This window comes from Rheinheimera sp. SA_1 (genome assembly GCF_001669775.1).
Taxonomy (GTDB): Bacteria; Pseudomonadota; Gammaproteobacteria; order Enterobacterales; family Alteromonadaceae; genus Pararheinheimera.
This window is the reverse complement of the sequence record NZ_LXWK01000015.1, coordinates 563,215-586,263: the sequence shown is the minus strand read 5'-3', so window position 1 is coordinate 586,263 and position 23,049 is coordinate 563,215. Positions and strand designations below refer to the sequence as shown.

Genomic DNA, 23,049 nt, shown 5'->3' with positions numbered 1-23,049 from the left:
GAGATAATATCATGGCTTTATATGTAAACACCAACGTATCGTCGTTGAACTCACAGAGACAATTAATCAATTCAGGTAAATCATTAGATACTGCGTTTCAACGTTTATCTTCTGGTTTACGGATAAACAGCGCTGCGGATGATGCCGCAGGCTTACAAATCAGTAACCGTTTGACCAGCCAGATCCAGGGTTTGGATCAAGCAATCCGTAATGCCAATGATGGTATTTCGCTTGCGCAGGTTGCTGAAGGTGCGATGGACGAGATTACCGGTGCACTGCAACGGATCCGAGTTCTGTCGGTGCAATCACAAAACGGTATCAACAGTTCCAGTGATCGTCTGGCTCTGCAAAAAGAAGTATCGGCATTAAAGGCAGAAATCAGTCGGATCGCTTCTACAACTCAATTTGGTGGCGTGAAGCTGTTAGATGGCAAATATTCGTCAACTTTTCTGGTTGGTGCAAACGCTGGCCAAACTATCAGTGTCAATATTTCACGTACCGGCGGTGGTTTTGGAACTTCAGGCTTGGGTTTATCTAATTTATCTATCAGCAGTCTGGCCGGTGCGTCACGGGCTTTAGCGAGCATCGACAGTGCGATTGGTATTATCGACTCAAAACGTGCTGATCTGGGTGCGATTCAAAACCGGTTTCAGTCAACAATCCGCAACTTATCAAACATTGTTGAAAACGTGTCTTCAGCAAGAAGCCGAATCAAAGATACTGATTTTGCTAAAGAAACTGCAGAACTAACTCGTTCGCAAATTCTGCAGCAAGCAAGTACCACGATCCTTGCGCAATCGAATCAAAGACCACAATCAGCATTATCATTGTTACAAGGTTAATAAGTTTAGTAGACCGGCTTTATATTTAACAACGACTCCTGAGCTTTTTGCTCATTGGCCACGCTTTATTGTGTGGCCTTTTTTATTTATTGAATTAAATATCTGTCGTTTATTTAATTTCAAATAATATTGAATATATCTCTAAAGTATAAAAATCCTGTGCCGATACATTAATTAAGCGAAATTAAAATAAAAGAAGTATTCGCTGATTACTTAAATAGCTCAGGAGATATACTATGGCTTTATATGTCAATACCAACGTTTCGTCGTTGAACTCTCAGCGGCAATTGATTAACTCAGGTAAAACACTTGATACATCATTTCAACGGCTGTCGTCAGGTTTTCGCATTAACAGTGCTGCTGATGATGCGGCAGGTTTGCAGATCAGCAACCGTTTAACCAGTCAAATTCAGGGCCTGGATCAAGCCATTCGTAACGCCAACGATGGTATTTCACTCGCGCAGGTTGCTGAAGGTGCAATGGATGAAATCACCAGCGCGCTGCAACGTATCCGTGTGTTATCGGTGCAGTCACAGAACGGTATCAATAGTTCCAGTGACCGCTTGGCGCTTCAAAAAGAAGTGTCTGCACTTAAAGCAGAAATCAGCCGAATCGCTTCTACAACGCAGTTTGGTGGTGTGAAGCTGCTGGACGGTAAGTATTCGTCGACCTTTTTGGTTGGCGCCAATGCTGGCCAGACGATTAGTGTGAATATTTCACGTGCTGGTGGCGGTTTCGGTACTTCAGGGCTTGGCCTTACCCAATTGTCGATCAGTAGCCTGGCTGGTGCATCACGTGCGCTGGCAAGTATTGATAGTGCTATTGGGCTTATAGATTCAAAACGGGCTGACTTAGGTGCGATTCAAAACCGGTTCCAGTCCACCATCCGCAACTTATCAAACATTGTTGAAAACGTATCGGCAGCTCGTAGCCGGATTAAAGACACCGATTTTGCCAAAGAAACTGCTGAACTGACACGCTCGCAAATCCTGCAGCAGGCCAGTACCACTATCTTGGCGCAATCAAACCAGAGACCTCAATCAGCATTGTCGTTATTACAGGGCTAATCCAGCCGCGGATTAATGCTTTAGACATGCTGATGTAGTGACAAATTGACAGAGCCGGCGCATTCAGATTTACCGGCTTAACAACCAACTTTATGGCACGACCCTGAATGACGATGTCTCGGGTCGCACCAATTAATAAAGAGGAAAGCTTTTATGGCTAAGATAATGTAACCGGAGGATGACACTATGTCATTATATGTAAACACGAACGTCTCGGCGCTCAATGCACAACGTCAGTTAATTAATTCTGGCAAATCACTGGATACGTCGTTCCAAAGATTGTCATCAGGTTTTCGCATTAATAGTGCAGCTGATGATGCGGCGGGATTACAAATCAGTAACCGTTTAACCAGTCAGGTCCAGGGATTAGACCAGGCCATCCGAAATGCCAATGACGGTATTTCGCTGGCTCAGACTGCCGAAGGTGCAATGGATGAAATTACCACTGCACTGCAACGGATCCGGGTGTTAGCGGTGCAGTCACAAAACGGTATTAACAGTTCATCTGACCGTGTGGCGCTGCAAAAAGAAGTGTCAGCTTTGAAAACTGAAATTAGCCGGATCAGTACGACCACGCAGTTTGGTGGTGTGAAGTTGTTGGATGGTAAATATTCATCAACATTCCTGGTGGGTGCAAACGCTGGCCAGACCATTAGTGTCAATCTGTCCCGTACTGGTGGTGGTTTTGGTGCTTCTGGTCTGAAAATTAACAATCTGTCGGTTTCGTCGATCACTGGAGCATCAGCCGCTTTAGCGAGTATCGATAGTGCGATTAAAACGATTGATAGTAAAAGGGCCGACTTGGGTGCGATTCAAAACCGCTTCCAGTCAACTGTTCGTAACCTGAGTAATATTGTGGAAAACGTGTCAGCTGCACGAAGCCGAATCAAAGACACTGATTTTGCTAAAGAAACTGCAGAATTAACACGTTCGCAGATCCTGCAACAGGCCAGTACTACTATCCTGTCTCAGGCAAATCAGCGGCCACAGTCTGCTTTATCGCTGTTAGGTTAATATACTTTACAGCTGCTACCTTCGGTGCCACATGTCAGAACAACCGGGCTCTTATCCAGTCCGGTTTTCTTTTTTTGACTATAGTAAATAGTCGTTCGTCCCCTGATGTCGGACGCTGCCCATCCCGATGTTCTCAACTTTAATTCTTCTGAAATAGCCTGAGTCTACACGTCAATTCCAATTCAATTACGCAATTTTTTAGGCATCGGAGTTCGTTTTAATGCCGCTTTAGCGAAAACTTTAATTTATTTTAAAAATAATTTTTGACGTAACTTGTTGAAAATAAATGTCTATTGCAAATAATTGCCGCTTTGAGGAAAAAAAGTGCCTTTTTTTATTAAAGTCCTGAAGTTGGTTGCCGATACCTAAGTTAAGCCAGATTGCAGTCTGGCGTAAATTGCGGAATTCCGCGTAACAAAACCAAGTTGAATGTGGCTTGCAGGCTGCTGAAAACTTAAGGAGTGGCTCATGGCTTTAGCAGTAAATACCAACGTATCCTCATTAAATGCCCAACGGCAGTTATTAAATTCTGGTGGCGCGCTGGATACCGCCTACAAACGTTTGTCTTCTGGTTTTCGGATTAACAGCGCCGCTGATGACGCTGCTGGTTTGCAAATCAGTAACCGTTTAACCAGCCAGGTCAATGGTCTGAACCAAGCAATCAGTAATGCCAATGACGGTATCTCTGTAGCCCAGGTTGCTGAAGGTGCAATGGACGAAATTACCACTGCACTGCAACGGATCCGGGTGTTAGCGGTTCAGTCACAAAACGGTATTAACAGTTCTTCTGACCGTTTAGCACTGCAAAAAGAAGTATCAGCGTTAAAAACGGAAATCAGCCGTATCGCTCAAAACACACAGTTTGGTGGTGTGGATCTGCTTAAAGGCGATTATTCAGCGAAGTTTCTGGTCGGTGCCAATGCCGGTCAAACCATCAGTGTCAATATTTCACGGACAGGCGGTGGTTATGGCGCATCAGGCCTGAAAATTAATAACCTGTCAGTATCGTCTGTGGCAGGTGCGTCAGCAGCATTAGCCAGCATCGATAGCGCAATCAAAGCTGTTGATGGTGCACGTGCCGACTTAGGTGCGATTCAAAACCGGTTCCAGTCTACTATCCGTAACTTAAGTAACATCGTGGAAAACGTATCCGCTGCTCGTAGCCGGATCAAAGACACTGACTTTGCGAAAGAAACGGCTGAACTGACCCGGGCACAGATATTGCAGCAGGCCAGTACAACGATTCTGGCTCAGGCCAACACCAGGCCACAATCTGCACTATCATTATTAGGCTAATCTTAATGCTGAAGGCGGAGATTAATTCAAGTCTCCGTTTAAGCAGCCGATAAAAGGTAAGTGCATATGAGCTCAGTAATCACCGGCAGTTTCAGCAACACAAATGCGACTCAGGTTACTCAAGGTAACACCGCAGTTGACCTGAGAAGCACGAAAGTGACTGATATCATTGCTAAGCAACAATCCGAAGCCGACAAAGTTGAGGAGCAGCCTGAAGAGCAGGTTACACCAAAGCAATTAGGTGAAGCTGTTGAACGTATTAACCAGTTTGTTAATGCAGAAATGCGTACGTTAAATTTCTCAGTCGATGAAAACTCTGGCAAAGCTGTAGTCAAAGTGATCGATTTTGAAACCAAAGACGTGATCCGGCAAATTCCGGGCGATGAAGTATTACGAATGGCAAGTGCAATCAAAAGGTTGCAAGAAGACTTAGGGTCGGCAACAGGCTTGTTGATCGACAGTAAAGTGTAGTAAACATAAATACGGAGAGTGAATCATGGCCATAACCGCATTAGGTACCGCTTCTGGTCTTGATCTGGAATCGCTGGTTAAACAGCTTGTTCAGGTTGAGCGTGCAAGCAAAGAGTCGCGGTTAGAAAAAGTAAGCAAAGGCCTTGATTCATCTCTTTCCGGTTTTGGTAAACTGAAATCCGCGTTGTCGAAGTTTCAGGATTCAGTAAAAGCGTTAAGTACAGAAAACCTGTCGGCCCGTACCACCACCGTTAAACAACCCACCGACGATAAAACCTATCTAGAAGCGAAAGCAAAAACAACTTCAGCAACAGGTTCTTTTGATATCAAAGTGAATGCTCTTGCAGAAGGCAGCCGGCTCGAAACCGCGGGGGGAGCCTTTGCTTCTGCCAGCAGTATAGTCAGTACCACAGCAGGAAAAATGACCTTCAGTGCTGGCACAAAAAGCTTTGAAGTCAACGTTACCGCGAATATGACGCTTGACCAGCTCAGACAGAAAATTAATAGCACCGGTAGCAATTTCGGCGTCAGCGCTAACTTAATTAATAGTAGTGATACTGGTACTAAGCTGGTATTAACTTCCAATGTGACTGGTCTTGGTAATAATCTAAGCGTCACCAATAACAATGCCGAATTAAACAATGTCTCCACTGGCGGTCTAGTTGTTGCCAAAAATGCTGCTGATGCGGTGATTACTATAGATGGCATTCTTACAAAAAGTAAAACCAACGTTTTTAGCAATGCTATCCAGGACACAGAGCTTACTGTTAGTAATATCACTCCGGACGGCAATAATGCCCGGATGACAATTGCCACTGATAAAAAACAAGCCGAAGATAAAATTAAGACGTTTATGGATTCTTACAACGCCTTAGTGACAGAAGTCGAGACTTTGAGCCGTAACCGGATGCTGTCGACAGATGGCAAAACCGTTATTCTGGAAGGTGGTGATTTAAACGGCGATTCGATGGTCCGAGGCATCATGAGCCAGGTCAGTTCGATCATGACTGGGGCTGTCAAAACTGCCGATCCCAAACTAAATAACCTCTATGCGTTGGGAATTACCTTTACTGACCAGGGCAAAATGGAGATTCAAGCCAAAAGTTCATTCGGTAATTTATCTGGTCGGGAGCGCCTGGATAAAGCTCTGAATGAAAATTACGATTTGATTGGCAGTTTATTTACCAGCAAGGACGGTTTGGGTACGCTTTCAACGAAGTTGTCGACTGAATTCACCCAGCGTGGTGGTTTATTAGCCGGCAAAGAGGAAGCCTTAAAAGCTGAAATAAAAAAGAACGGTAAAGATAAAGAAGCGTTTGAACTTTATATGTTTAGTTTTGAAAGTACCATGCGTCAGCGTTACGGCGCACTCGATAGTCAGTTAGGTAGTTTGCAACGTACCTCTTCATTTTTAACATCACAATTGGCGTCTTTACCGAGAATCGGTGGTTAGGAGTAGGACATGAGTTACGGCATCAAAGCATATAAATCGGTGGGCGTTAAGAATGATCTGGCTGTTGCCGATCCACACCGGGTGATCCAGTTGCTTATGCAAGGCTCACTGGAGAATATGGCATTAGCCAAAGGTGCAATTGAGCGTAAAGATTTTGTAGTGAAATCAAAATCAGTGTCCAAAGCCATGACCATTATTGCGGCGCTGCAAAACTCGCTGGACATGGCCGCTGGTGGAGAAGTTTCTGAGAACCTGTGGTCACTTTACGATTTTATGGTGAACCATTTAATGCAGGCGAGTCGTGAAAGTAGCGTGGCTAAAATTGATGATGTGATGGACATCATGTTAAAAATCAAATCGGCTTGGGATCAAATTTCAGTGGCCGACCGTGAAAAAGGCTTCGCTTTACTGGCTGAAAAAAATGGTCAGGCCAACCTGGCGACAGCCTGAGTATTTGTTTTGACTTTGTCTTGGTCCGTCCAACTGCAGCAACAACGCGATGATATCGAGATGTTGCTGCAAACCGAAGCTTACCCCATCGAACTTTTTGCCGAACTTTGGCAAACCTATCAACAAAGCCTTGAAAGCTGCTGCAGCGAAAGCACCGATCCTGCTGATTTAGAAAGTATATTGGCAGATAACTTGCAGTGGGTTACTCTGATAGTACAACAAGTATCTTCTGAAAAAGACGCCGTAGCGGCGAAAGTATTGCAACTGCAAAAAGGCAAAAGAGCTCAGCAAAGCTACGGCGACAACAACTAAGCAAAAGCTGGCGGTTATGCTGAAATACATCAATTACCAATTGCTGGACGACGAAGAACAGCAAAAGCAACTTGAACGTGCTGTTGCCCCCTTGATCAGCCGGAATATCCGGCAAAATATTGACGCCTTCAGACAGTATATTCCCTCCGTATTACAGATGCTCGAAGAGCATGAAGTGCAGCAATTTTCAATATTTTGTACCGCACAACAACAGCTTAATATTGTCGACTTTGCGACCGGCCGGGTATTTTATACGGCAGATCCGATGCAGGAAGTCGCGAATGAATTGTCGGATTATTTTCAGCATGCCAGTTATTTCTGTCTTAAAAATGGCGCTGACCAACAAGCGTGGCGGGATCAGCCCTTGCCAGCGAAAGTCGATGTAATGTTGGTGTTTGGCATGGGGCTGGGGTTGCATTTGCTCGAGTTAATTTCCAGTAGCCGTATCCGCTTTATGGTGATTTACGAGCCCAGTGCTGATGTGTTTGCCTGTTCAGCTCAAGCCGCTGATTGGCGTGAAATTCTCGACACAGCACATGCAGTTGGCACCCACATTTTTCTGCAAATTGGTAGCGAGGCGAATGCGTTACCGGCAGAATTGCAAGAACTTCTCGATTTTGATCCTGAACTTAATGAAATTTTTGTCTATCGCCACCAGTTTCACCCGATGATGGATGACGTTATCGCTTATGTGATGAAAAACCATGGCAACAGCGAAGCGCTGCTGCAAAGCTCACATATTTTTACACCCTACAAAGATTATGCGGACTATGTGGCGGAGCGTGCAGGGAATGTGCTTGGAAATGGTTATGTTAGACCTGTTGATAACCCACAAGCGAAAGCATTGTACGAAAAAAATATCGCAGCTTTTGAAAAGTTCTATCCAAAAGTTCACAAAGCGCTGATTGAGCATAAAACGAGAGCCTGGCAACTGGTTGTTGATTCTGCTGGGCAAATGAATTTGTATCATCAACAGCGACGCGCTTTATTTCATCTTGATGAAAAATCTGAGACGGCGCAATTGGTTGAATATTTTGTCAATCACCCTTATAAAGATGATGTGATACTGAACCAGCGGGTATCGCGTAAGCTTATGAAATATCTTCACTTTTCAAAGGTTCAGGAAATGCAGCCTTTGATCGAACAGATTTTAAACACTCAAAGTCAGTTGCCACAAAAAGTTGATTCGTTAATCATTTTTGGCGTTGCTCTAGGCAAACATATTGAGTTGCTAAGCCAGGCACATCAAATCCAAAATTTATTCATTTGTGAACCTAATCTGGATTTTTTCGCTGCAAGTTTATATGTCACAGACTGGGCCGATTTATTCAATCGGGCTGATGAGCAGCAAAGCAGGGTATATCTAAATTTAGGTGGCGACGGCAGTCATTACTTTTATGATCTAATGGCTCAGTTTTATCAGGTTGGTGCCTATTCTATAGCTAATACATATATGTTAAGCACTTACTACAACATTGGTATGCAAAAAGCTATTTCCGAGCTGCGTTCAGAATTAAAAGTTGTACTTGCACTTGGTGAATATTACGATCACGCGCGATTCGGAATAGCGCATACGTATCACAGTCTGGTCAATCATCATCGGTATTTAAGACATGATAATAGCCAATATAGTGATTTGCCGATATTCGATATGCCGGTTTTTATTATTGGTAATGGTCCTAGTTTAGATAATAGCTTTGAATATATAAAAGAATATAGAGACCAGGTAATTGTAATCAGCTGTGGAACCGCACTTCGCTCTTTGTATAAAAATGACATTCGTCCCGATTTCCATGCGGAAATCGAACAAAATCGTGCAACTTATGACTGGATTACCCAAATCGACGATCCGGTATACCTCAAAGCAATTACGTTGCTCAGTGTAAATGGGATCCATCCGGATACTGCTGCATTATTTAAAGAAACTTTGTTGTGTTTTAAAGACGGCGAAGCATCGACCTATGTATTTAATAATGGATTAAAAAAGCGCGGAATTAAAGCCGCGTCATTGTCATATGCCTATCCGACGGTGACGAACCTAGTGTTGAACTACACCCTTAAAATGGGTTTTAAGCTGTTTTACCTCTTCGGTGTTGATTTGGGATTTATTGATATTAATCAGCACCATTCGCAACACTCATCTTATTATAAAGCTGACGGTTCTCAGGCATACAACTATCTTGCACGACATGGCGGCGGAGTGCCGGCGACGGGCAATTTCCGAAGTATGGTGTACACCAAACCTGAGTTTGATGTTTCCCGGAAGCTGCTGGAACAGGCGATATCAAAGGCGGGTCGCAAAGTTGAAGTTTACAACTGCAGTGATGGTGTAAAAATTGCTGGAACAGTAAGCTTATATCCAGAGAATATTTTACTGTCACAAAACGATATTGATAAAAACACATCTTACACCGAGTTGCTTGAACAGGCTTATTATCCTGAAGTGAGCCACTTTGCTGATGAGATTTTAAATCAATTCAAACCTGAAGTATTTAGTGAAACCATGTCCGAGTGGCAATCACTGTTATCCGAAGACGTCACTAATCAAGAAGAAGCGAAAGCGTTGATTGCGGCTCAGTGGAATCTGCTGAAACAACGAGCTGTTCGTGATACGGACGCTACTTTTTGTTTGTTTCATGGCAGTGCCAATTATATGGCCGGCATCCTGACCAAGCTCGCAGCAAATATCAATGAAGAAACACCAGATTTTCTGAATACATTTAATCAGGTTTTAGTTCACTGGCGCGATTATCTGCAACAAGGCGAGGAGCTGTATTTGAACCATGCTTTAGAATGTGATGCGGTTGATGTCAACTACTTATTTACGCCTCCGGCCGCTTAAGGAGTCAGCAATGCAAGTATTAGTGACTGGTGCAGATGGATTTATAGGTTCACATCTGGTTGAAATGCTGCTCCAGCAAGGTTATCAGGTTCGTGCTTTGGTTTGTTACAACTCTTTTAATTCATGGGGTTGGCTTGATGGTGTATCAAATAACAACCTTGAAGTTGTAGCAGGGGACATCCGGGATCCATTTTTCTGCCGCAAATTATGCCAAGGGATCGACACTGTTTTTCATCTGGCAGCTTTAATTGCTATACCATTTTCTTATGCTGCGCCTCAAAGTTATGTTGAAACAAACGTAACCGGCACTCTTAATATGTGTCAGGCGGCTTTAGATTCTGGCGTGAAGCGTTTTATTCAGACTTCAACCAGCGAGGTTTATGGTACGGCGTTATATGTTCCTATCGACGAAAAACACCCTTTGCAGGCACAGTCACCTTACAGCGCTTCCAAAATTGGTGCTGATGCGATGGCCATGAGTTATTACAGTGCCTTCGGGCTGCCAGTCATCATTGCCAGGCCGTTTAATACTTATGGACCTCGTCAGTCTGCAAGAGCAGTGATCCCGACGATAATCAGTCAGATTGCAACCGGTGTGACACAGATTAAGTTGGGGGATACCAGTCCAACCCGTGATTTTAATTATGTCCTTGATACCTGTGCAGGTTTTGAATTACTCAGTCGTTGCGATGCAGCAATTGGTGAGACTGTGAATATCAGTTCAAATTATGAGATATCTGTCGCCGATACTTTAGATTTGATCCGCAACCTGATGAAAAGTGATGTTGATTTCATCATGGATGAACAACGATTGCGCCCCCCGGGCTCTGAAGTGTTTAGATTATGGGGCGACAACAGCAAACTAGTACAATTAACTGGTTTTTCACCAGAACTTGATTTGACTGAAGGCTTACGCCGCACTATCGACTGGTTCACTCAGCCACAGCATCTGGCTCGCTATAAAGCTAGCCAATATAATAAGTAGACGCAGTTATGCACCAGCACTTGTTTGAATTTATCAGAGAGCTTTACCAGACAAAGGATTTTATCCCTTTGCATGCTCCTCGTTTTGTCGGACAGGAATCAGCTTATGTACAGCACACTTTAGACTCTACTTTTGTTTCCAGTGTAGGAGCTTATGTTGACCGGTTTGAAGCTGATCTAGCCTCGTACTGCAAGGTATCTAAAGCCGTCGCGGTCATGAATGGCACTGCAGCGCTGCAAGCCGCATTATATGCGGCAGGCGTGATAAACAATGATTTGGTGGTGACTCAGTCATTTACTTTTGTCGCTACCTGTAATGCTATTCATTGGTCAGGTGCAGAGCCAGTATTTGTTGATGTCTCTGAGCTTAGTCTTGGTTTATGTCCAAAGTCGCTGGCTGATTTTTTACAGCAACAATGTGAATTGACGGAAAAAGGCTGTATTCATATCAAAAGTCAGCGCAGGGTAAGGGCAGTTGTACCTATGCATACTTTTGGTCACCCGGTTCAGCTGGATGAGCTAATGCTACTGTGCCAGCAATGGCAGTTAGTGTTAGTTGAAGATGCTGCTGAAAGTCTGGGTTCTTTGTATAAAGGTAGACATACCGGTACTTTTGGCCGTTTTGGCACTTTAAGTTTTAATGGGAATAAAATTATTACTACGGGTGGTGGTGGCATGGTGCTTTGTGCTGATGCTAATGACGGCATGGCGCTTAAACATCTGACGACCACAGCCAAAATCCCACATAGTTATGAATTTGTGCATGACGACTATGGCTTTAATTATCGTATGCCAAATCTGAATGCAGCTTTGGGCTGCGGGCAACTGGAACAACTGGATGGTTTCATCGCGGATAAACGCGAAATCGCTGCCTTGTATCAGGACTTTTTTGCAGGCTCTGAGTTTCGTTGTATCAAAGAGCCGACTTATGCCCGGTCCAACTACTGGCTCAATGCCGTGATTTGTCCTTCAGCTGAAGTAAAAACACAATGGCTGGAGAGTGCTGCAGAGCAGGGCATTATGTTGCGCCCAGCCTGGCGACCCATGCATCAACTTGCTATCTATCAGCACTGTATTCGCACCAAATTAGCTGTAACTGAGCATCTGGCTGAGCATTTGGTTAATTTGCCCAGTTCAGTTCGCGAAACGCTTTAATGTAAAGCTGTCAGCTTGGACTTCAGTAAGTTATATCTTTAATCATGAAATTTGCATCCAGTGGAAGCTCGGCCAACAGAGCTGCAACTTTCTCTGACGAATGTCCGTCACCGTATGGATTGGAGCACTGCTGAATATGCCGGCGATATTCTTTGTCAAATACTGCTCTGGTGACAGAAGCAATAATTTCATCTTCTGAATGACTAACAAAACTGACGTTGTTCGCATGAAGGCGTCCTTTTTGTCTGTTTCCAATATTAACCACCGGTAACTTGAGTAAGGGGGCTTCCAGGATCCCAGCACTGGAGTTCCCGACCATACATGACGCATGCTTTAGCAAGTTGACAAATTGCAGGCGAGGGATGTTTTTAGCGATATGAATTAGAGGATATTGACGGTATTCTTCGATAGCGCGGATTAACTCATAGCCCCCAGCGTCACTATTGGGGTAAATAACTACAGCGGGGAGGTTTAGCTTTTTGAGTGCCCGCATTGTAATGCTCATCTGTTGATAGGCCTCTTCTATTTCCGTTGATATAACGTGTTGAATCACCACAATAAATGGGGATTTGAGCTCTGGAAAGTTCAGCTGTTTTGCCAGGATAGGCAAACTGATTAAGGGAGTGGTGCGTAAACGGTCCAGACCGGGATTCCCAATAGTGTGAACCCGAAACGGCTGCTCTCCCATGCGCAACAAGCGTTCACTACTCTCCATATTGCTGGTTAAATGCAGATGAACCAGCTTACTCACTGCATGCCTTACCTGATCATCGACATTACCTACCACTCTGTCTCCTCCACATAAGTGGGCAACAGCAATGTTCATGTAGGCCCCGGCAAGTGCTGTAGTCATTGATTCTTCACGATCTCCCAATACAAGTAACCAGTCAGGTTTGTACTGTTCAATCAATTGAATCAACCCCAGAAGTTGAATTGCCAGACCTTTCACCCGGGAAGAGGCTGTATCTGAGCTCAGTAAACTATGGATCTCTCCAAGCACTTTGAAGCCGTCTGCTTTGATATCATTCAGGGTGTAGCCATGTGCGGGTGAAAGATGGGCACCTGTGACCACTAATGCCAGATCTAAATATGGGTGAGCAGCAACAGCCTGGTAAACACTGGACATGATATCGTATTCAGACCTTATGCCTGTTACTGCCAATACTTTACGTTTTTGCATAATGATTCTCTTTGGATACAATGCGATGCTGGCAAAACACGAAACCTGCGGTGGTAGAAAAATCCTGATCTACAGTTCTGTCTCCAACATACATAACCTGACTTGCAGGAACCAGCGCTAGTTCTGGTAGCTGTGTCAAAGCTTTGGTTGACGGTTTGGCTGCATCAGGGGCTATACTGCCCGTAATAACGATGTTTTGAGGTTCAAACCAACGCAACAAACCGAGCTGCTTGATTTTATAATTCTGTGTAGCTACCTGGCCATCCGTGATTAAAAAAAGTGAAAAATGTGGCTTTAATTGATCAAGCATATCGATACTCGATTGCGGCAATTCTAATTTTGCTGGTGTTGAGCGATAAATTTTTACCGCTTCACTTACCATGGTCTGAATGTGCTCTTTGCCCATCGTATACTGATCGAGTAGTTCTGAAAAAATGAAGGGATAACTACTGCCTTTTTCTTGCCATCGCTGAAATAGCTTTTGATGCACCGCAGCGGCATCAATGTTCAGCTGCTTCGCAAAGTAGGCGCTTATCAGCTCATATGCCTGAATGACATAGTCTGCTTCATCGTACAAGGTGCCATCCAAATCAAAGCCTATATGACTGATGGTTTTCCTGTTTAGCTCAGTTAACAAAGTGTTCAGCATAATAGCGGTACATCTTCATTCCGTTTTGTACGGGAGGAATTTTGGGCTCAATGTTGTCAATAAATATAGCTATCATGGCTGGGATCCAATTCGTTGAGGCCGCGAATGCGAGTGCTGAACCTCCTCCTAACCGTGGATTGATTTCAATCACCTGTAGTCCTTGTGTTACATCGTCGATGAGTTGGATATTCACGGGGCCTTTGAAGGTAAAACTTTCACACACCTTGTGCACCAGTCTGCTTGTTTCGTCAGATATTTCGACCACGCCAACAATCGATTTACCTTCACGGACAGAGGCTCTGTAACGGGGGACGATACAAAGTGGTTTTCTATTGATACCAACCAGTACATCAACAGTGTATTCACGTCCCTGCAGCAATTGCTGAGAAATATGACCCTGCATAGCTACGGCATTCTGTTCAACTCTGACTCCTGCGCTTCCTCGCCCCAGTCTTGGTTTAATTAAAGGATACACTTGTTCAGTGCTGGTCAGTGGCATAGGGAGTTGATGGTTTTTGAAATGGGAATAGGTTAACCATTTATCTGTACAGGTCTTAATAGTGTGATGATCAGAGATCATCACATGTATACCCATTGCAGCGAACAATTCTTTACGTTCAGACCATCCGGTCAACGTATCGTCGAAGGTGGGAATTACCACATCAATACGGTGGCTGCGCATTAGTTCAATAGTTTTTTCCCACAGTAATGGGTCTTTCGCCGAAGGCATCAAAATAAAATCATCTGCCATATGGCGGGCTGCGATCTCTTCCTGAATATCTGAAGCTATAGCCTGATGGCCGGCTTGTTGTATTGCAGCTATTAAATAATGAGAGGTCAGGCAACCAGAAGCTTCAACCAAAAACCTTAGCATGTAATGCTCCTGTCAAAGCACGATATAGGAGATATTCGGATCAAAACTGAATCTCTGGAGTGAATACTTCGATAAGTCCAATACCTCTAGCAGTGCTTTTGTTTCACCTGGCCACCATGGGTTATTCACTTCATCAAACGCAATTATCGAACCTTTGCACATTCTAGGTAAAAAATGCTGTAGTGCTGTTTTAGTTGGCTCATACAAATCGAAGTCCAGAAATAACAGGCTGACAAGCACGTAAGGATGTTCTTGTATAAACTGAGGAATAGTGATGGTCGCATCTCCCTTGACCATAAATACTTTCTGCAAATGATTCAGGTAACGGTTTTGATCATATTCGGCAATTAATTCGTTCAGTTCCTGATAAACATCATAACCTGTGTCAAAGCCTCCGGCTTTCAGAGCGCCATTGTCAGATTGGTCGCCAGTTTTGTCTTCGTCATGTACTGCGGGGAAGCCGGTAAAAGTATCAAATCCAATAATGCGGCGATCCAAAGCGTAAGGCTCTAAACCTGCTGATAGTTTCGCCCAGCTCATCAAACCTGCGCCGTGATGAACACCACACTCGACGATACAGCCTTTAATGGGTTGCTGTAATTTAAACAACTCATATCTGGCTAAGAACCTGGTCATGCTCTGACGATTTATATATTTTTCAAAATGCCGCATTGGATCATTTAAAGATAATGGTTTGTTCATATTAATTGCACCGTTGGAGGATCAGATGAAAACGAGAATGGAATTGACCGCTCTTGGTATCCATACGTTTTATCAACGTAGTCTCTAAAATAGTGAAGAATGGAGTAAATAACTGGGAAATTTTTTCTGGGTTGAAATAGGACTGAATGGTGCCAAATTCATGAGATGTCTGAACGACTTCCTCACCACAATAATCCGGACCATGCCATGAGTCTTCACTACTGATTAAATCACAATAAAACAGCGCTCCAGGTTTGCAAACTCTGGCAGTTTCTTTTACCGCTGCACATGCAACATCAAATGGCATACTATCCAGTACGCCATGACTCATCACAAAATCAAACTCTTGGTCTGGCCAAGGTTGAAACCTTATATCGGCACATTGAAGCTTAGCCTGATTACCAAGGTTTTCTTTTTCTAACCAGGTTTTTGCAACAGCAATGGCGGTTTCCGACAGATCTATACCACAAATATCTATCCCCATTTTTGCAACAAAAACCACATGACGCCCAATGCCACATCCCAAATCCAGAACCTTAGCATCGCTTTTACACCGCCATTCTACTTGCTCTAATCCTGTGCGTTTAGCTATATATTTTGCGGTAAAACGAATGATTTCTTCATGTGGATAAAACATAAAATTGTCATGGTTTAGGTAGGATTGTTCCCAAAACATCTTTTTATCATCAATCGTCATAATGCCATTTCCGCTAGGTTTCCAATTCAACTTTGGTCTATATCGGCCGCAATTTTCTGCAATGTAGTAGCAATGCAGAAAATGTGGTGTACTTATTGCCTTAGTCTTTGATAATAATGTAACGAGATACCGATTATAAAGATAGAGTGTCAACTGATTGACAGGTGTTCATGGCTTGATTGAGAAAAGGGTCCTGATTTGACAAAAGTTCTAGTAGTTGCGCCCCACCCGGATGACGAAACTTTAGGTTGTGGTGGGACTTTATTGAAACACAAAGCCGCTGGGGACGAAATTCATTGGCTGATTGCCAGTTGCATGGACCCTTCCCAGGGCTATTCTGATGCGCAAATTTCTGAGCGGGAACGTATCATTAGCCAAGTCAGCAAAAGTTATGCGTTTGACTCGGTAACGCAGCTGCAGTATGTAGCGGGTCGTTTAGATACCTATTCTACCGGCACTCTTGTTAGCGATTTCAAGTGCTGTCTTGAACGAATTCAGCCAGATACCTTGTACCTGCCCTATAAATATGATGTTCACACTGATCATGCGGTGGTGTTTAATGCCATGGTATCAGCGTCAAAAAGTTTTAGAGCGCCGTACGTGAAAAGGTGGTTAGCTTATGAGACATTATCTGAGTCTGAGTTTTCGCTAGATCCTTTGAATGTGCATTTTAATCCCAACGTTTTTGTTGACGTAAGCCATTTCCGTAAAGCGAAGTTATCTATCTGTCTGCTGTATCACACAGAGATCTTTGCCCATCCTTTTCCCAGAAGTGTTGAAGCCGTAAACGCCAAGCTGACACTCAGGGGAGCTCAATGCAACGTTGATGCTGCAGAAAGCTTTGTGTTGTTAAAGGAAATTTTATGAAAACTTTTGTTATAGCGGAAGCAGGTGTCAACCATAACGGAAGCCTTGATTTGGCTTGCCAGTTGATTGATGCGGCCAAAAACGCTGGTGCTGATGCTGTGAAATTTCAGACATTTAAGACGGAACGGCTGGTTTTAGAAAAAACACCAAAAGCAGAATATCAAAAAGTGACAACCTCCGCTGATGAATCACAATATGAAATGTTGAAGAAGTTAGAGTTGTCATTTGATGAATTTCGCAAACTAAAGCAGCACTGTGAGTCGATAGGCATTGAGTTTATGTCAACGGGTTTTGATAGTGAAAGTATCGGCTTTCTACAGAGCCTGGACTTAGCCCGTTACAAAATTCCATCCGGTGAGTTGACCAATGCACCTCTGGTCTGGCAGGTTGCAAGGCAACGAAAGCCAATCATTCTCTCCACTGGCATGGCCAGCCTTGGCGAAATCGAATTTGCTTTGGCCGTGATTTGTTTTGCTTTGGGTCAAGATAATCCTCCGGCTAACAAAACTCAGATACTGCAGTACTTCAGTCAGGAAGTTAACAGGAGGCCGTTGGCCAACTATGTCACTTTGTTGCACTGCACTAGTAGTTACCCGACTCAAGCTCAGGACGTGAACTTAAACGCTATGCAAAGTATGGAAAAGTGCTTTGGGGTTGCCGTTGGTTATTCAGATCACACTATCGGTTATGTGGCTTCTTTGGCTGCGGTTGCTAAAGGGGCTACAGTGATAGAAAAGCATTTCACTTTGAGTAAAGACCTGCCAGGCCCAGATCACAAAGCGTCGCTTGATGTCCAGGAATTGACCAGATTTGTAGCTGATATCCGTGAACTTGATCAGATGTTAGGAGATGGTCGCAAGGTGCCACAAACCGCAGAGTTTTGTAACAGGCTGATTGCCAGACAACGTCTGGTAGCGCTTAAAGCAGTAAAAAAGGGAGAGCTGTTTACGCCCGAGACTTTAGGGACTAGCCGAAGCGTCTCAGGTCTTGATGCCGATCTTTACTGGGACTTGCTTTATACCAAGGCCAGCTATGACTATGAAGCTATGGAAGCTGTATGCCATCATCAGTTAAACCACTAATTTTTCTTGGCGCTGGTGGTCATGCGAAGGTTTTGCTGGCAATGGCTCGTCTTCTTCAATTTGAAGTGACAGGCGTTTGTTGTCCTTTACTCAGCGGCGACAGAGAAAGGACCTGGAATGGCATTGCTGTTTTAGGTGGGGATGAACAATTGGAACGACTAAATCCTGAAACCTGTCTGTTGGTGAACGCTGTCGGTTTTATGCCAGGCAACCAGCTAAGGCATCAGTTGTTTTGCAACGCAAAATCTAAAGGTTTTAACTTTGCCAGTCTGATTCACCCTTACGCGTTTGTTGATTCGAATTCCTTTCTAGGTGAAGGCTGTCAGGTCATGGCTGGTGCCGTAATTCAAGTAAACGCCAGTATTGCCGATAACAGTATTGTTAATTCCAATGCAACTATTGAACATGACTGCAGCATAGGTTTAAGTAACCATATAGCACCAGGTGCAACATTGTGTGGTGAAGTTGTCACTGGATCTCAAGTTTTTATTGGCGCAAATGCTACGTTGATTCAACAAGTTATCGTTAAATCTGGCGCTGTAATTGCTGCTGGTGCTTTGGTTTTAAGAGATGTGGAAGCAGGCAGCGTTCATGGTCGAAAATCTGGCCGAAGTGGAGGGCACAATGAAACCAAATAACTGGGGCAATATCGTCGTTTCACCCGATACTCCTCTGGCTGAAGCTATAGAAATTTTAGATCGGGAAGGAAAACGCAGTTTGTTAATAGCCACAGAGGACAATGTGCTGCTTGGAACTGTCAGTGATGGTGATGTGCGAAGGGCATTAATTCGGAAGGTCAATCTGGCAGAACCTGTCGACGCGGTTATGCAATGTACCCCTAAAGTCGCAGGTCTGGACTGGAGTAAAACAAGAATATTGAGTTTTATGGAGCAACATCAGTTGTTGCAGTTGCCTGTGCTGGATGAGAATAACCGGATTTGTGACGTGATGTTTCTTTACGATCTGTTGCAAAAACCCCGGATTGATAATCCAGTCTGCTTGATGGCGGGTGGTTTTGGCACGCGTTTGCGTCCACTAACAGATTTATGTCCTAAACCTATGCTAAAACTGGGCGATAAACCTATTCTGGAATTGATCCTTGAACGTTTTATCCACGCAGGGTTTCATAATTTTTATATTTCCACTCACTACCGTTCCGAGCAAATCACTGAACACTTTGGCGATGGCAGTCGCTACGGCGTTACTATCCGTTATCTGCATGAACATAAACCCTTAGGAACTGCCGGTGCTCTTGGATTATTGCATGGTACAGCGATTGAAAAACCATTATTTGTAATGAATGGCGATCTATTGACGGATGTAAACTTCCTGCAAATGTTGGCCTGTCATGAAGAACATGGAGGGGTAGCAACTATGTGCGTCCGGGAGTTTGAACAGCAAGTGCCTTATGGTGTGATCCAGACACAAGGTAGTCAAATCACTGATATTGTTGAAAAACCAAAGCATAAGTTTCTGGTTAACGCTGGCATCTATCTATTATCCCCAGAATTAGTCTCCACAGTAAGCCCTGAAGAGGTTATAGACATGCCTGATTTGATCAAAGGTTGCCTGAAAAAAGATTTACGTGTTAACCAGTATCGTATTGATGATGACTGGATTGACATAGGCCAACTGGATGATTTTAAAAGAGCCCAGCGACAGGTCGAAATCGCGTTTCAAAATAGCTTTGCAGGCTGAGTTATGTTTCAGGCAGTAGCAGTGGTGCGGCGTATCGTTATTGTAGGTTACGGCAATATAGGGCATCGTCATTTAGTCAATTGTCGTAGTTTATTTCCAGAGGCTGACATCTATGTGGTATCAAGTAGCGGTCGTGAGCTGGAGTTTACTGATGCAGCAGTTTTCCAGATAAATCTAAGTGAAGCCGTGAAACTCCATCCTGATTTTGCAATTGTTGCTTCTCCATCCAGTTTTCATCATCAGCACAGCATGCCTTTTATTGAGGCTGGTGTTCCCGTTTTATTGGAAAAACCAGTCTCAGATTGTATTGAGCACGCAGAGGACTTGCTTCAGCAAGCTCAGAACACACTGGTTAGCGTTGGCTATTGTCTACGTTACCTCCCCGCTTTTTCTGTAGTAAATCGGATACTCACTGAAATGAAGTTGGGACGGGTGCTCCATATCTACGCCCATGTTGGGCAATATTTGCCTGACTGGCGTAAATTTACAGAGTATCAACATTCGGTGACAGCATCAGCTGCGCTTGGTGGCGGTGTTTTGCTTGAGCTTAGTCATGAGTTCGATTATTTACACACCTTGTTTGGTGAACTGCATGCAGTTAGTTGTACGACAAAAATAGTGCCCGAGCTATCTACAGAGGTTGAGTTACAGGCTGATATGTTATTGCGAACAGCAGATGGTGTGAGCTGTTTTGTGCATATGGATGCAGTTCAAAAAACGGATCAGCGTTTTTGTTGTGTAGTTGGTTCTGATGCAAGCTTACGTTGGGATTTGAAAAAAAATACTGTAATAATTTCAGGTCCTGAAGGTGAGACGTTGATTTATTCTGACTCTTCTTATGATCGCAACATTATGTATCTGAATATGCTGAATGATTTTGTACATCGTATTCAAACAAAGAAACCGGCCGCGGTGTCGTTAGCAGCTGCAGTGGAAGTAGTCAAATTAATCGAACGCTTAAAACAACTTGCGAAAGAGGCCATTTAGTTATGTCCAGTTATGCATTTATCTTTGCCAGAGGCGGTTCTAAAGGGTTGCCCCGTAAGAATATTAAGCTGTTAAATAACAAACCACTGATATGTTATTCCATTGAAACTGCAAAAGCAGTGGAAGGTATTCAACATGTCTTTGTGTCCACTGATGATGATGAAATTGCGACAATAGCCCAATCTGCCGGAGCTCTTTTGATTCCACGCCCAGCAGAATTGGCTACGGACACAAGTGCAGAGTGGCTCTCATGGCGCCACGCGGTCTGTTGGGTCAGGGAACAGGTCGGTGATTTTGATACTTTTATCAGTCTGCCTGCGACCAGCCCACTTCGTGCCATCGAAGATGTGCAGGCTGCTATAGATAAATTTGCACAGAGTGATGCCGATATTTGTATTGCGGTGACTCCTGCTTCTCGTAATCCTTATTTTAATATGGTAAAGACCACTGTGGAGGGAAGGGTTGAGGTCGTTTGCGACAGTAGTGGCTTTGACCGTCGCCAGGATGCTCCTCAGGTTTTTGATATTACAACTGTTGTTTATGTCACTACTCCTGAATTTATTATGAGTGCTGACAGGGTCTTTGCAGGTAAAGTTGTTGCTATCGAAGTACCAAAAGAGCGAGCGGTAGATATAGACGATCACTACGACTTTTTGGTTGCAGAAGCTTTGATGAAAGAGGCAGGTCATGTTGCTTAAGAATAAAGTCATTCTAATCGCTGGCGCTGCGGGTAAGCTTGGTTCAGTTCTGGTGGATAAGGTACTGCAACAAGGTGCTTTGGTCGTCGCTGTAGACCTGAGTGTAGATATTTTGACAAAAAAGCTTGGTCAGGAACACAAGCATTTGCAGTTTCATGAAACAGATTTCACTGACGAAGAGCAAACCATGGCGTTGTTTGCGAAATTACCTCAACTGGATGGTGCTGTAAACTGCACTTATCCAAGAGGGCCTCAGTATGGTACCTCTGTTGCTCAATTATCTATGGCTGCATTTAATGAAACTGTGAGTCTACATTTGGGAGCTGCCTATCTATTTTGCCAGCAAGCAACAACGTACTTTCAGCAACATCAAAAACCTTTGTCGCTAGTGAATTTGTCGTCTGTTTATGGCTTGGTTGCTCCTAAGTTCGAGCTTTATCAAGATACAAAGATGACCATGCCGGTTGAGTATGCGGCGATCAAATCTGCAATCATTCATTTGAACCGCTATTTCACAAAGTATGTCAGAAATTCCGATTTTAGGGTTAACTCTGTTAGCCCAGGCGGTATCGCAGATAATCAGCCTGATGTGTTTCAACAGAAGTATCTGCAACATACCTGCGGCACAGGGATGTTGCAGGCTGAGGATGTATGTGGCCCTGTTATTTTTTTGCTGTCAGATTTAGCCCGTTATGTGAATGGCCAAAATATAGTGGTGGATGATGGCTTCACACTCTGACACCAGTGAAAGACAGACTTATTCACTTTGCATCATAGGTGCCGGAGCTCTGGGGAGCAGGCATCTTCAAGCTATGGCGAAGTTGCATTTTGCTAACATCTGTGTGGTTGATCCTTCTCCAGCGGCACTTGCTACAGCAGAGCAACGCTGGGTTGAGGTAGTTGATCCTTCGCAAAACAGTTTCGCGACTTTTACCGCAGATTTGCCTACACATATAAGTTGCTATGATTTAGTTGTTATTGCAACCAGTGCGATGCCACGACTTAAGGTAATGCAAGATTTGCTTGAGAAGTGCACTGTTAAAGCCCTTATCCTTGAAAAAGTATTGTTTACTCAATTGTCTGAATACAGTACTGCTACTGCATTACTCACACAGTATGCGGTTCCTGCCTGGGTAAATTGCACCCGTAGAACTTTTCGAAGCTACAAAGAATTAAAAGCGATGTTGCCAGTTGGAATGCCGTTGCATGTCAGAGTTGCTGGTGGTGAATGGGGACTGGGTTGCAATGCCATCCATTTTATTGATTTAGTTAGCTATCTGTCTGACGATCAAATAATGTCTGTTGATACAAAAGGGCTGGATCCTGGCTCTATTCCTTCAAAACGACAAGGCTATGTCGAGTTTGGCGGAAGCGTAGATGTTTATTTCAAGAATGGCAGTCAACTTGAGTTAGTGTCTTCAAAGGGAAAACACAGGCACCTTATTGAACTCAGAGTAGGTGAGCATCAATTCTTAATTGATGAAGTGAAAAAACAGCTGTTGTATTGTTTGGCTGACGATACAGTCTGGCGGACAGTGGCTTTTCATTTGCCACCAACAAGTGGCTCAATGACAGCAGTTTATCAGTCAATTTTGCAGCATCGCCATTGTGATTTACCTGATTTTCACCAATCAAGTCAGCAACATAAACAAATCATTGCTGCGTTGAGTAAGCACTTAGGCGGCGATTTCGCCAGCAATGGCATTTGCCCTATAACCTGAGGAGTTTG

At 43.8% G+C, this 23,049-nt stretch carries 24 protein-coding genes; 19 read left to right on the top strand and 5 right to left on the bottom strand.

Translation table 11 applies throughout. The features are described 5' to 3' along the window. The first annotated feature begins 11 nt into the window (after window positions 1–11). The 11 genes from A5320_RS09930 to A5320_RS09880 all read left to right on the top strand — a co-directional run bounded on the left by A5320_RS09930 (window position 12) and on the right by A5320_RS09880 (window position 11,886). On the top strand, window positions 12–842 hold the full coding sequence (locus A5320_RS09930; protein ID WP_068063940.1) for a flagellin N-terminal helical domain-containing protein: 831 nt from the start codon (window positions 12–14) through the stop codon (window positions 840–842). A 236-nt stretch (window positions 843–1,078) separates the two neighbouring features. Continuing rightward, complete coding sequence (locus A5320_RS09925; RefSeq protein ID WP_068063938.1) at window positions 1,079–1,909, top strand: flagellin N-terminal helical domain-containing protein; 831 nt, start codon at window positions 1,079–1,081, stop codon at window positions 1,907–1,909. A 186-nt stretch (window positions 1,910–2,095) separates the two neighbouring features. Beyond that, window positions 2,096–2,923, top strand: coding sequence for a flagellin N-terminal helical domain-containing protein (locus A5320_RS09920; RefSeq protein WP_068063936.1), 828 nt, complete (start codon window positions 2,096–2,098; stop codon window positions 2,921–2,923). 468 nt (window positions 2,924–3,391) lie between these two features. Then, window positions 3,392–4,219, top strand: a complete 828-nt coding sequence (locus A5320_RS09915; RefSeq protein ID WP_068063934.1) for a flagellin N-terminal helical domain-containing protein — start codon at window positions 3,392–3,394, stop codon at window positions 4,217–4,219. 66 nt (window positions 4,220–4,285) lie between these two features. Then, on the top strand, window positions 4,286–4,690 hold the full coding sequence (locus A5320_RS09910; RefSeq protein ID WP_068063932.1) for a flagellar protein FlaG: 405 nt from the start codon (window positions 4,286–4,288) through the stop codon (window positions 4,688–4,690). A 25-nt stretch (window positions 4,691–4,715) separates the two neighbouring features. Beyond that, the gene (gene fliD / locus A5320_RS09905) at window positions 4,716–6,143 is read left to right on the top strand and encodes a flagellar filament capping protein FliD (protein ID WP_068063930.1); all 1,428 of its coding nucleotides are present in this window, start codon (window positions 4,716–4,718) and stop codon (window positions 6,141–6,143) included. Between the two features lie 9 nt (window positions 6,144–6,152). Continuing rightward, on the top strand, window positions 6,153–6,593 hold the full coding sequence (gene fliS / locus A5320_RS09900; protein WP_068063928.1) for a flagellar export chaperone FliS: 441 nt from the start codon (window positions 6,153–6,155) through the stop codon (window positions 6,591–6,593). A gap of 9 nt (window positions 6,594–6,602) precedes the next feature. Beyond that, on the top strand, window positions 6,603–6,905 hold the full coding sequence (locus A5320_RS09895; RefSeq protein ID WP_068063926.1) for a hypothetical protein: 303 nt from the start codon (window positions 6,603–6,605) through the stop codon (window positions 6,903–6,905). Between the two features lie 16 nt (window positions 6,906–6,921). Further along, window positions 6,922–9,747, top strand: coding sequence for a motility associated factor glycosyltransferase family protein (locus A5320_RS09890; RefSeq protein ID WP_068063924.1), 2,826 nt, complete (start codon window positions 6,922–6,924; stop codon window positions 9,745–9,747). A gap of 10 nt (window positions 9,748–9,757) precedes the next feature. Beyond that, the gene (locus tag A5320_RS09885) at window positions 9,758–10,732 is read left to right on the top strand and encodes an NAD-dependent 4,6-dehydratase LegB (RefSeq protein ID WP_068063921.1); all 975 of its coding nucleotides are present in this window, start codon (window positions 9,758–9,760) and stop codon (window positions 10,730–10,732) included. Between the two features lie 8 nt (window positions 10,733–10,740). After that, window positions 10,741–11,886 carry a LegC family aminotransferase gene (locus A5320_RS09880; protein WP_068063919.1) on the top strand — a complete coding sequence of 382 codons (1,146 nt, stop codon included), beginning with the start codon at window positions 10,741–10,743 and terminating at the stop codon, window positions 11,884–11,886. Window positions 11,887–11,908: 22 nt separating this feature from the next. Here A5320_RS09880 and neuC read toward each other — a convergent pair whose 3' ends face one another. The 5 genes from neuC to A5320_RS09855 are packed head-to-tail and all read right to left on the bottom strand — an operon-like array spanning window position 11,909 to window position 15,988. After that, window positions 11,909–13,066: a UDP-N-acetylglucosamine 2-epimerase gene (neuC, locus tag A5320_RS09875; protein ID WP_068063917.1), complete on the bottom strand. Its 1,158-nt coding sequence runs from the start codon at window positions 13,064–13,066 to the stop codon at window positions 11,909–11,911. Continuing rightward, window positions 13,053–13,715: an HAD family hydrolase gene (locus tag A5320_RS09870; RefSeq protein WP_068063915.1), complete on the bottom strand. Its 663-nt coding sequence runs from the start codon at window positions 13,713–13,715 to the stop codon at window positions 13,053–13,055. Before A5320_RS09870 ends, neuC begins: the two co-directional genes overlap by 14 nt. Beyond that, window positions 13,693–14,589, bottom strand: coding sequence for an ATP-grasp domain-containing protein (locus tag A5320_RS09865; protein ID WP_068063912.1), 897 nt, complete (start codon window positions 14,587–14,589; stop codon window positions 13,693–13,695). The genes A5320_RS09870 and A5320_RS09865 overlap by 23 nt, the downstream gene beginning before the upstream one ends. Before the next feature lie 12 nt (window positions 14,590–14,601). Continuing rightward, window positions 14,602–15,291: a class I SAM-dependent methyltransferase gene (locus tag A5320_RS09860; protein WP_068063910.1), complete on the bottom strand. Its 690-nt coding sequence runs from the start codon at window positions 15,289–15,291 to the stop codon at window positions 14,602–14,604. A 1-nt stretch (window position 15,292) separates the two neighbouring features. Then, window positions 15,293–15,988 (bottom strand): class I SAM-dependent methyltransferase, encoded by a 696-nt coding sequence (locus A5320_RS09855; protein WP_197490055.1) that lies wholly within the window; start codon window positions 15,986–15,988, stop codon window positions 15,293–15,295. 198 nt (window positions 15,989–16,186) lie between these two features. Between A5320_RS09855 and A5320_RS09850 the strand changes: the two genes are divergently transcribed. From A5320_RS09850 to A5320_RS09815, 8 genes are read left to right on the top strand one after another with little or no spacing between them, the layout of a single operon-like run. After that, window positions 16,187–16,855, top strand: coding sequence for a PIG-L deacetylase family protein (locus tag A5320_RS09850; protein ID WP_068063908.1), 669 nt, complete (start codon window positions 16,187–16,189; stop codon window positions 16,853–16,855). Beyond that, window positions 16,852–17,937 (top strand): N-acetylneuraminate synthase, encoded by a 1,086-nt coding sequence (neuB, locus tag A5320_RS09845; RefSeq protein WP_068063906.1) that lies wholly within the window; start codon window positions 16,852–16,854, stop codon window positions 17,935–17,937. Before A5320_RS09850 ends, neuB begins: the two co-directional genes overlap by 4 nt. Then, entirely contained in the window at window positions 17,913–18,575 is a 663-nt protein-coding gene (locus A5320_RS09840; RefSeq protein WP_068063904.1) for an acetyltransferase, read from the top strand. The genes neuB and A5320_RS09840 overlap by 25 nt, the downstream gene beginning before the upstream one ends. Continuing rightward, the gene (locus tag A5320_RS09835; RefSeq protein ID WP_197490054.1) at window positions 18,529–19,635 is read left to right on the top strand and encodes a nucleotidyltransferase family protein; all 1,107 of its coding nucleotides are present in this window, start codon (window positions 18,529–18,531) and stop codon (window positions 19,633–19,635) included. Before A5320_RS09840 ends, A5320_RS09835 begins: the two co-directional genes overlap by 47 nt. Before the next feature lie 3 nt (window positions 19,636–19,638). Further along, window positions 19,639–20,622 carry a Gfo/Idh/MocA family protein gene (locus tag A5320_RS09830; protein WP_082971659.1) on the top strand — a complete coding sequence of 328 codons (984 nt, stop codon included), beginning with the start codon at window positions 19,639–19,641 and terminating at the stop codon, window positions 20,620–20,622. A 2-nt stretch (window positions 20,623–20,624) separates the two neighbouring features. Further along, a complete protein-coding gene (locus tag A5320_RS09825) occupies window positions 20,625–21,320 on the top strand; it encodes an acylneuraminate cytidylyltransferase family protein (protein WP_068063897.1) in 696 nt (231 codons plus the stop codon). Then, window positions 21,310–22,059, top strand: a complete 750-nt coding sequence (locus tag A5320_RS09820) for an oxidoreductase (protein WP_157605762.1) — start codon at window positions 21,310–21,312, stop codon at window positions 22,057–22,059. The genes A5320_RS09825 and A5320_RS09820 overlap by 11 nt, the downstream gene beginning before the upstream one ends. After that, on the top strand, window positions 22,040–23,041 hold the full coding sequence (locus A5320_RS09815) for a Gfo/Idh/MocA family oxidoreductase (RefSeq protein WP_157605760.1): 1,002 nt from the start codon (window positions 22,040–22,042) through the stop codon (window positions 23,039–23,041). The genes A5320_RS09820 and A5320_RS09815 overlap by 20 nt, the downstream gene beginning before the upstream one ends. The last annotated feature ends 8 nt before the right edge of the window (window positions 23,042–23,049 follow it).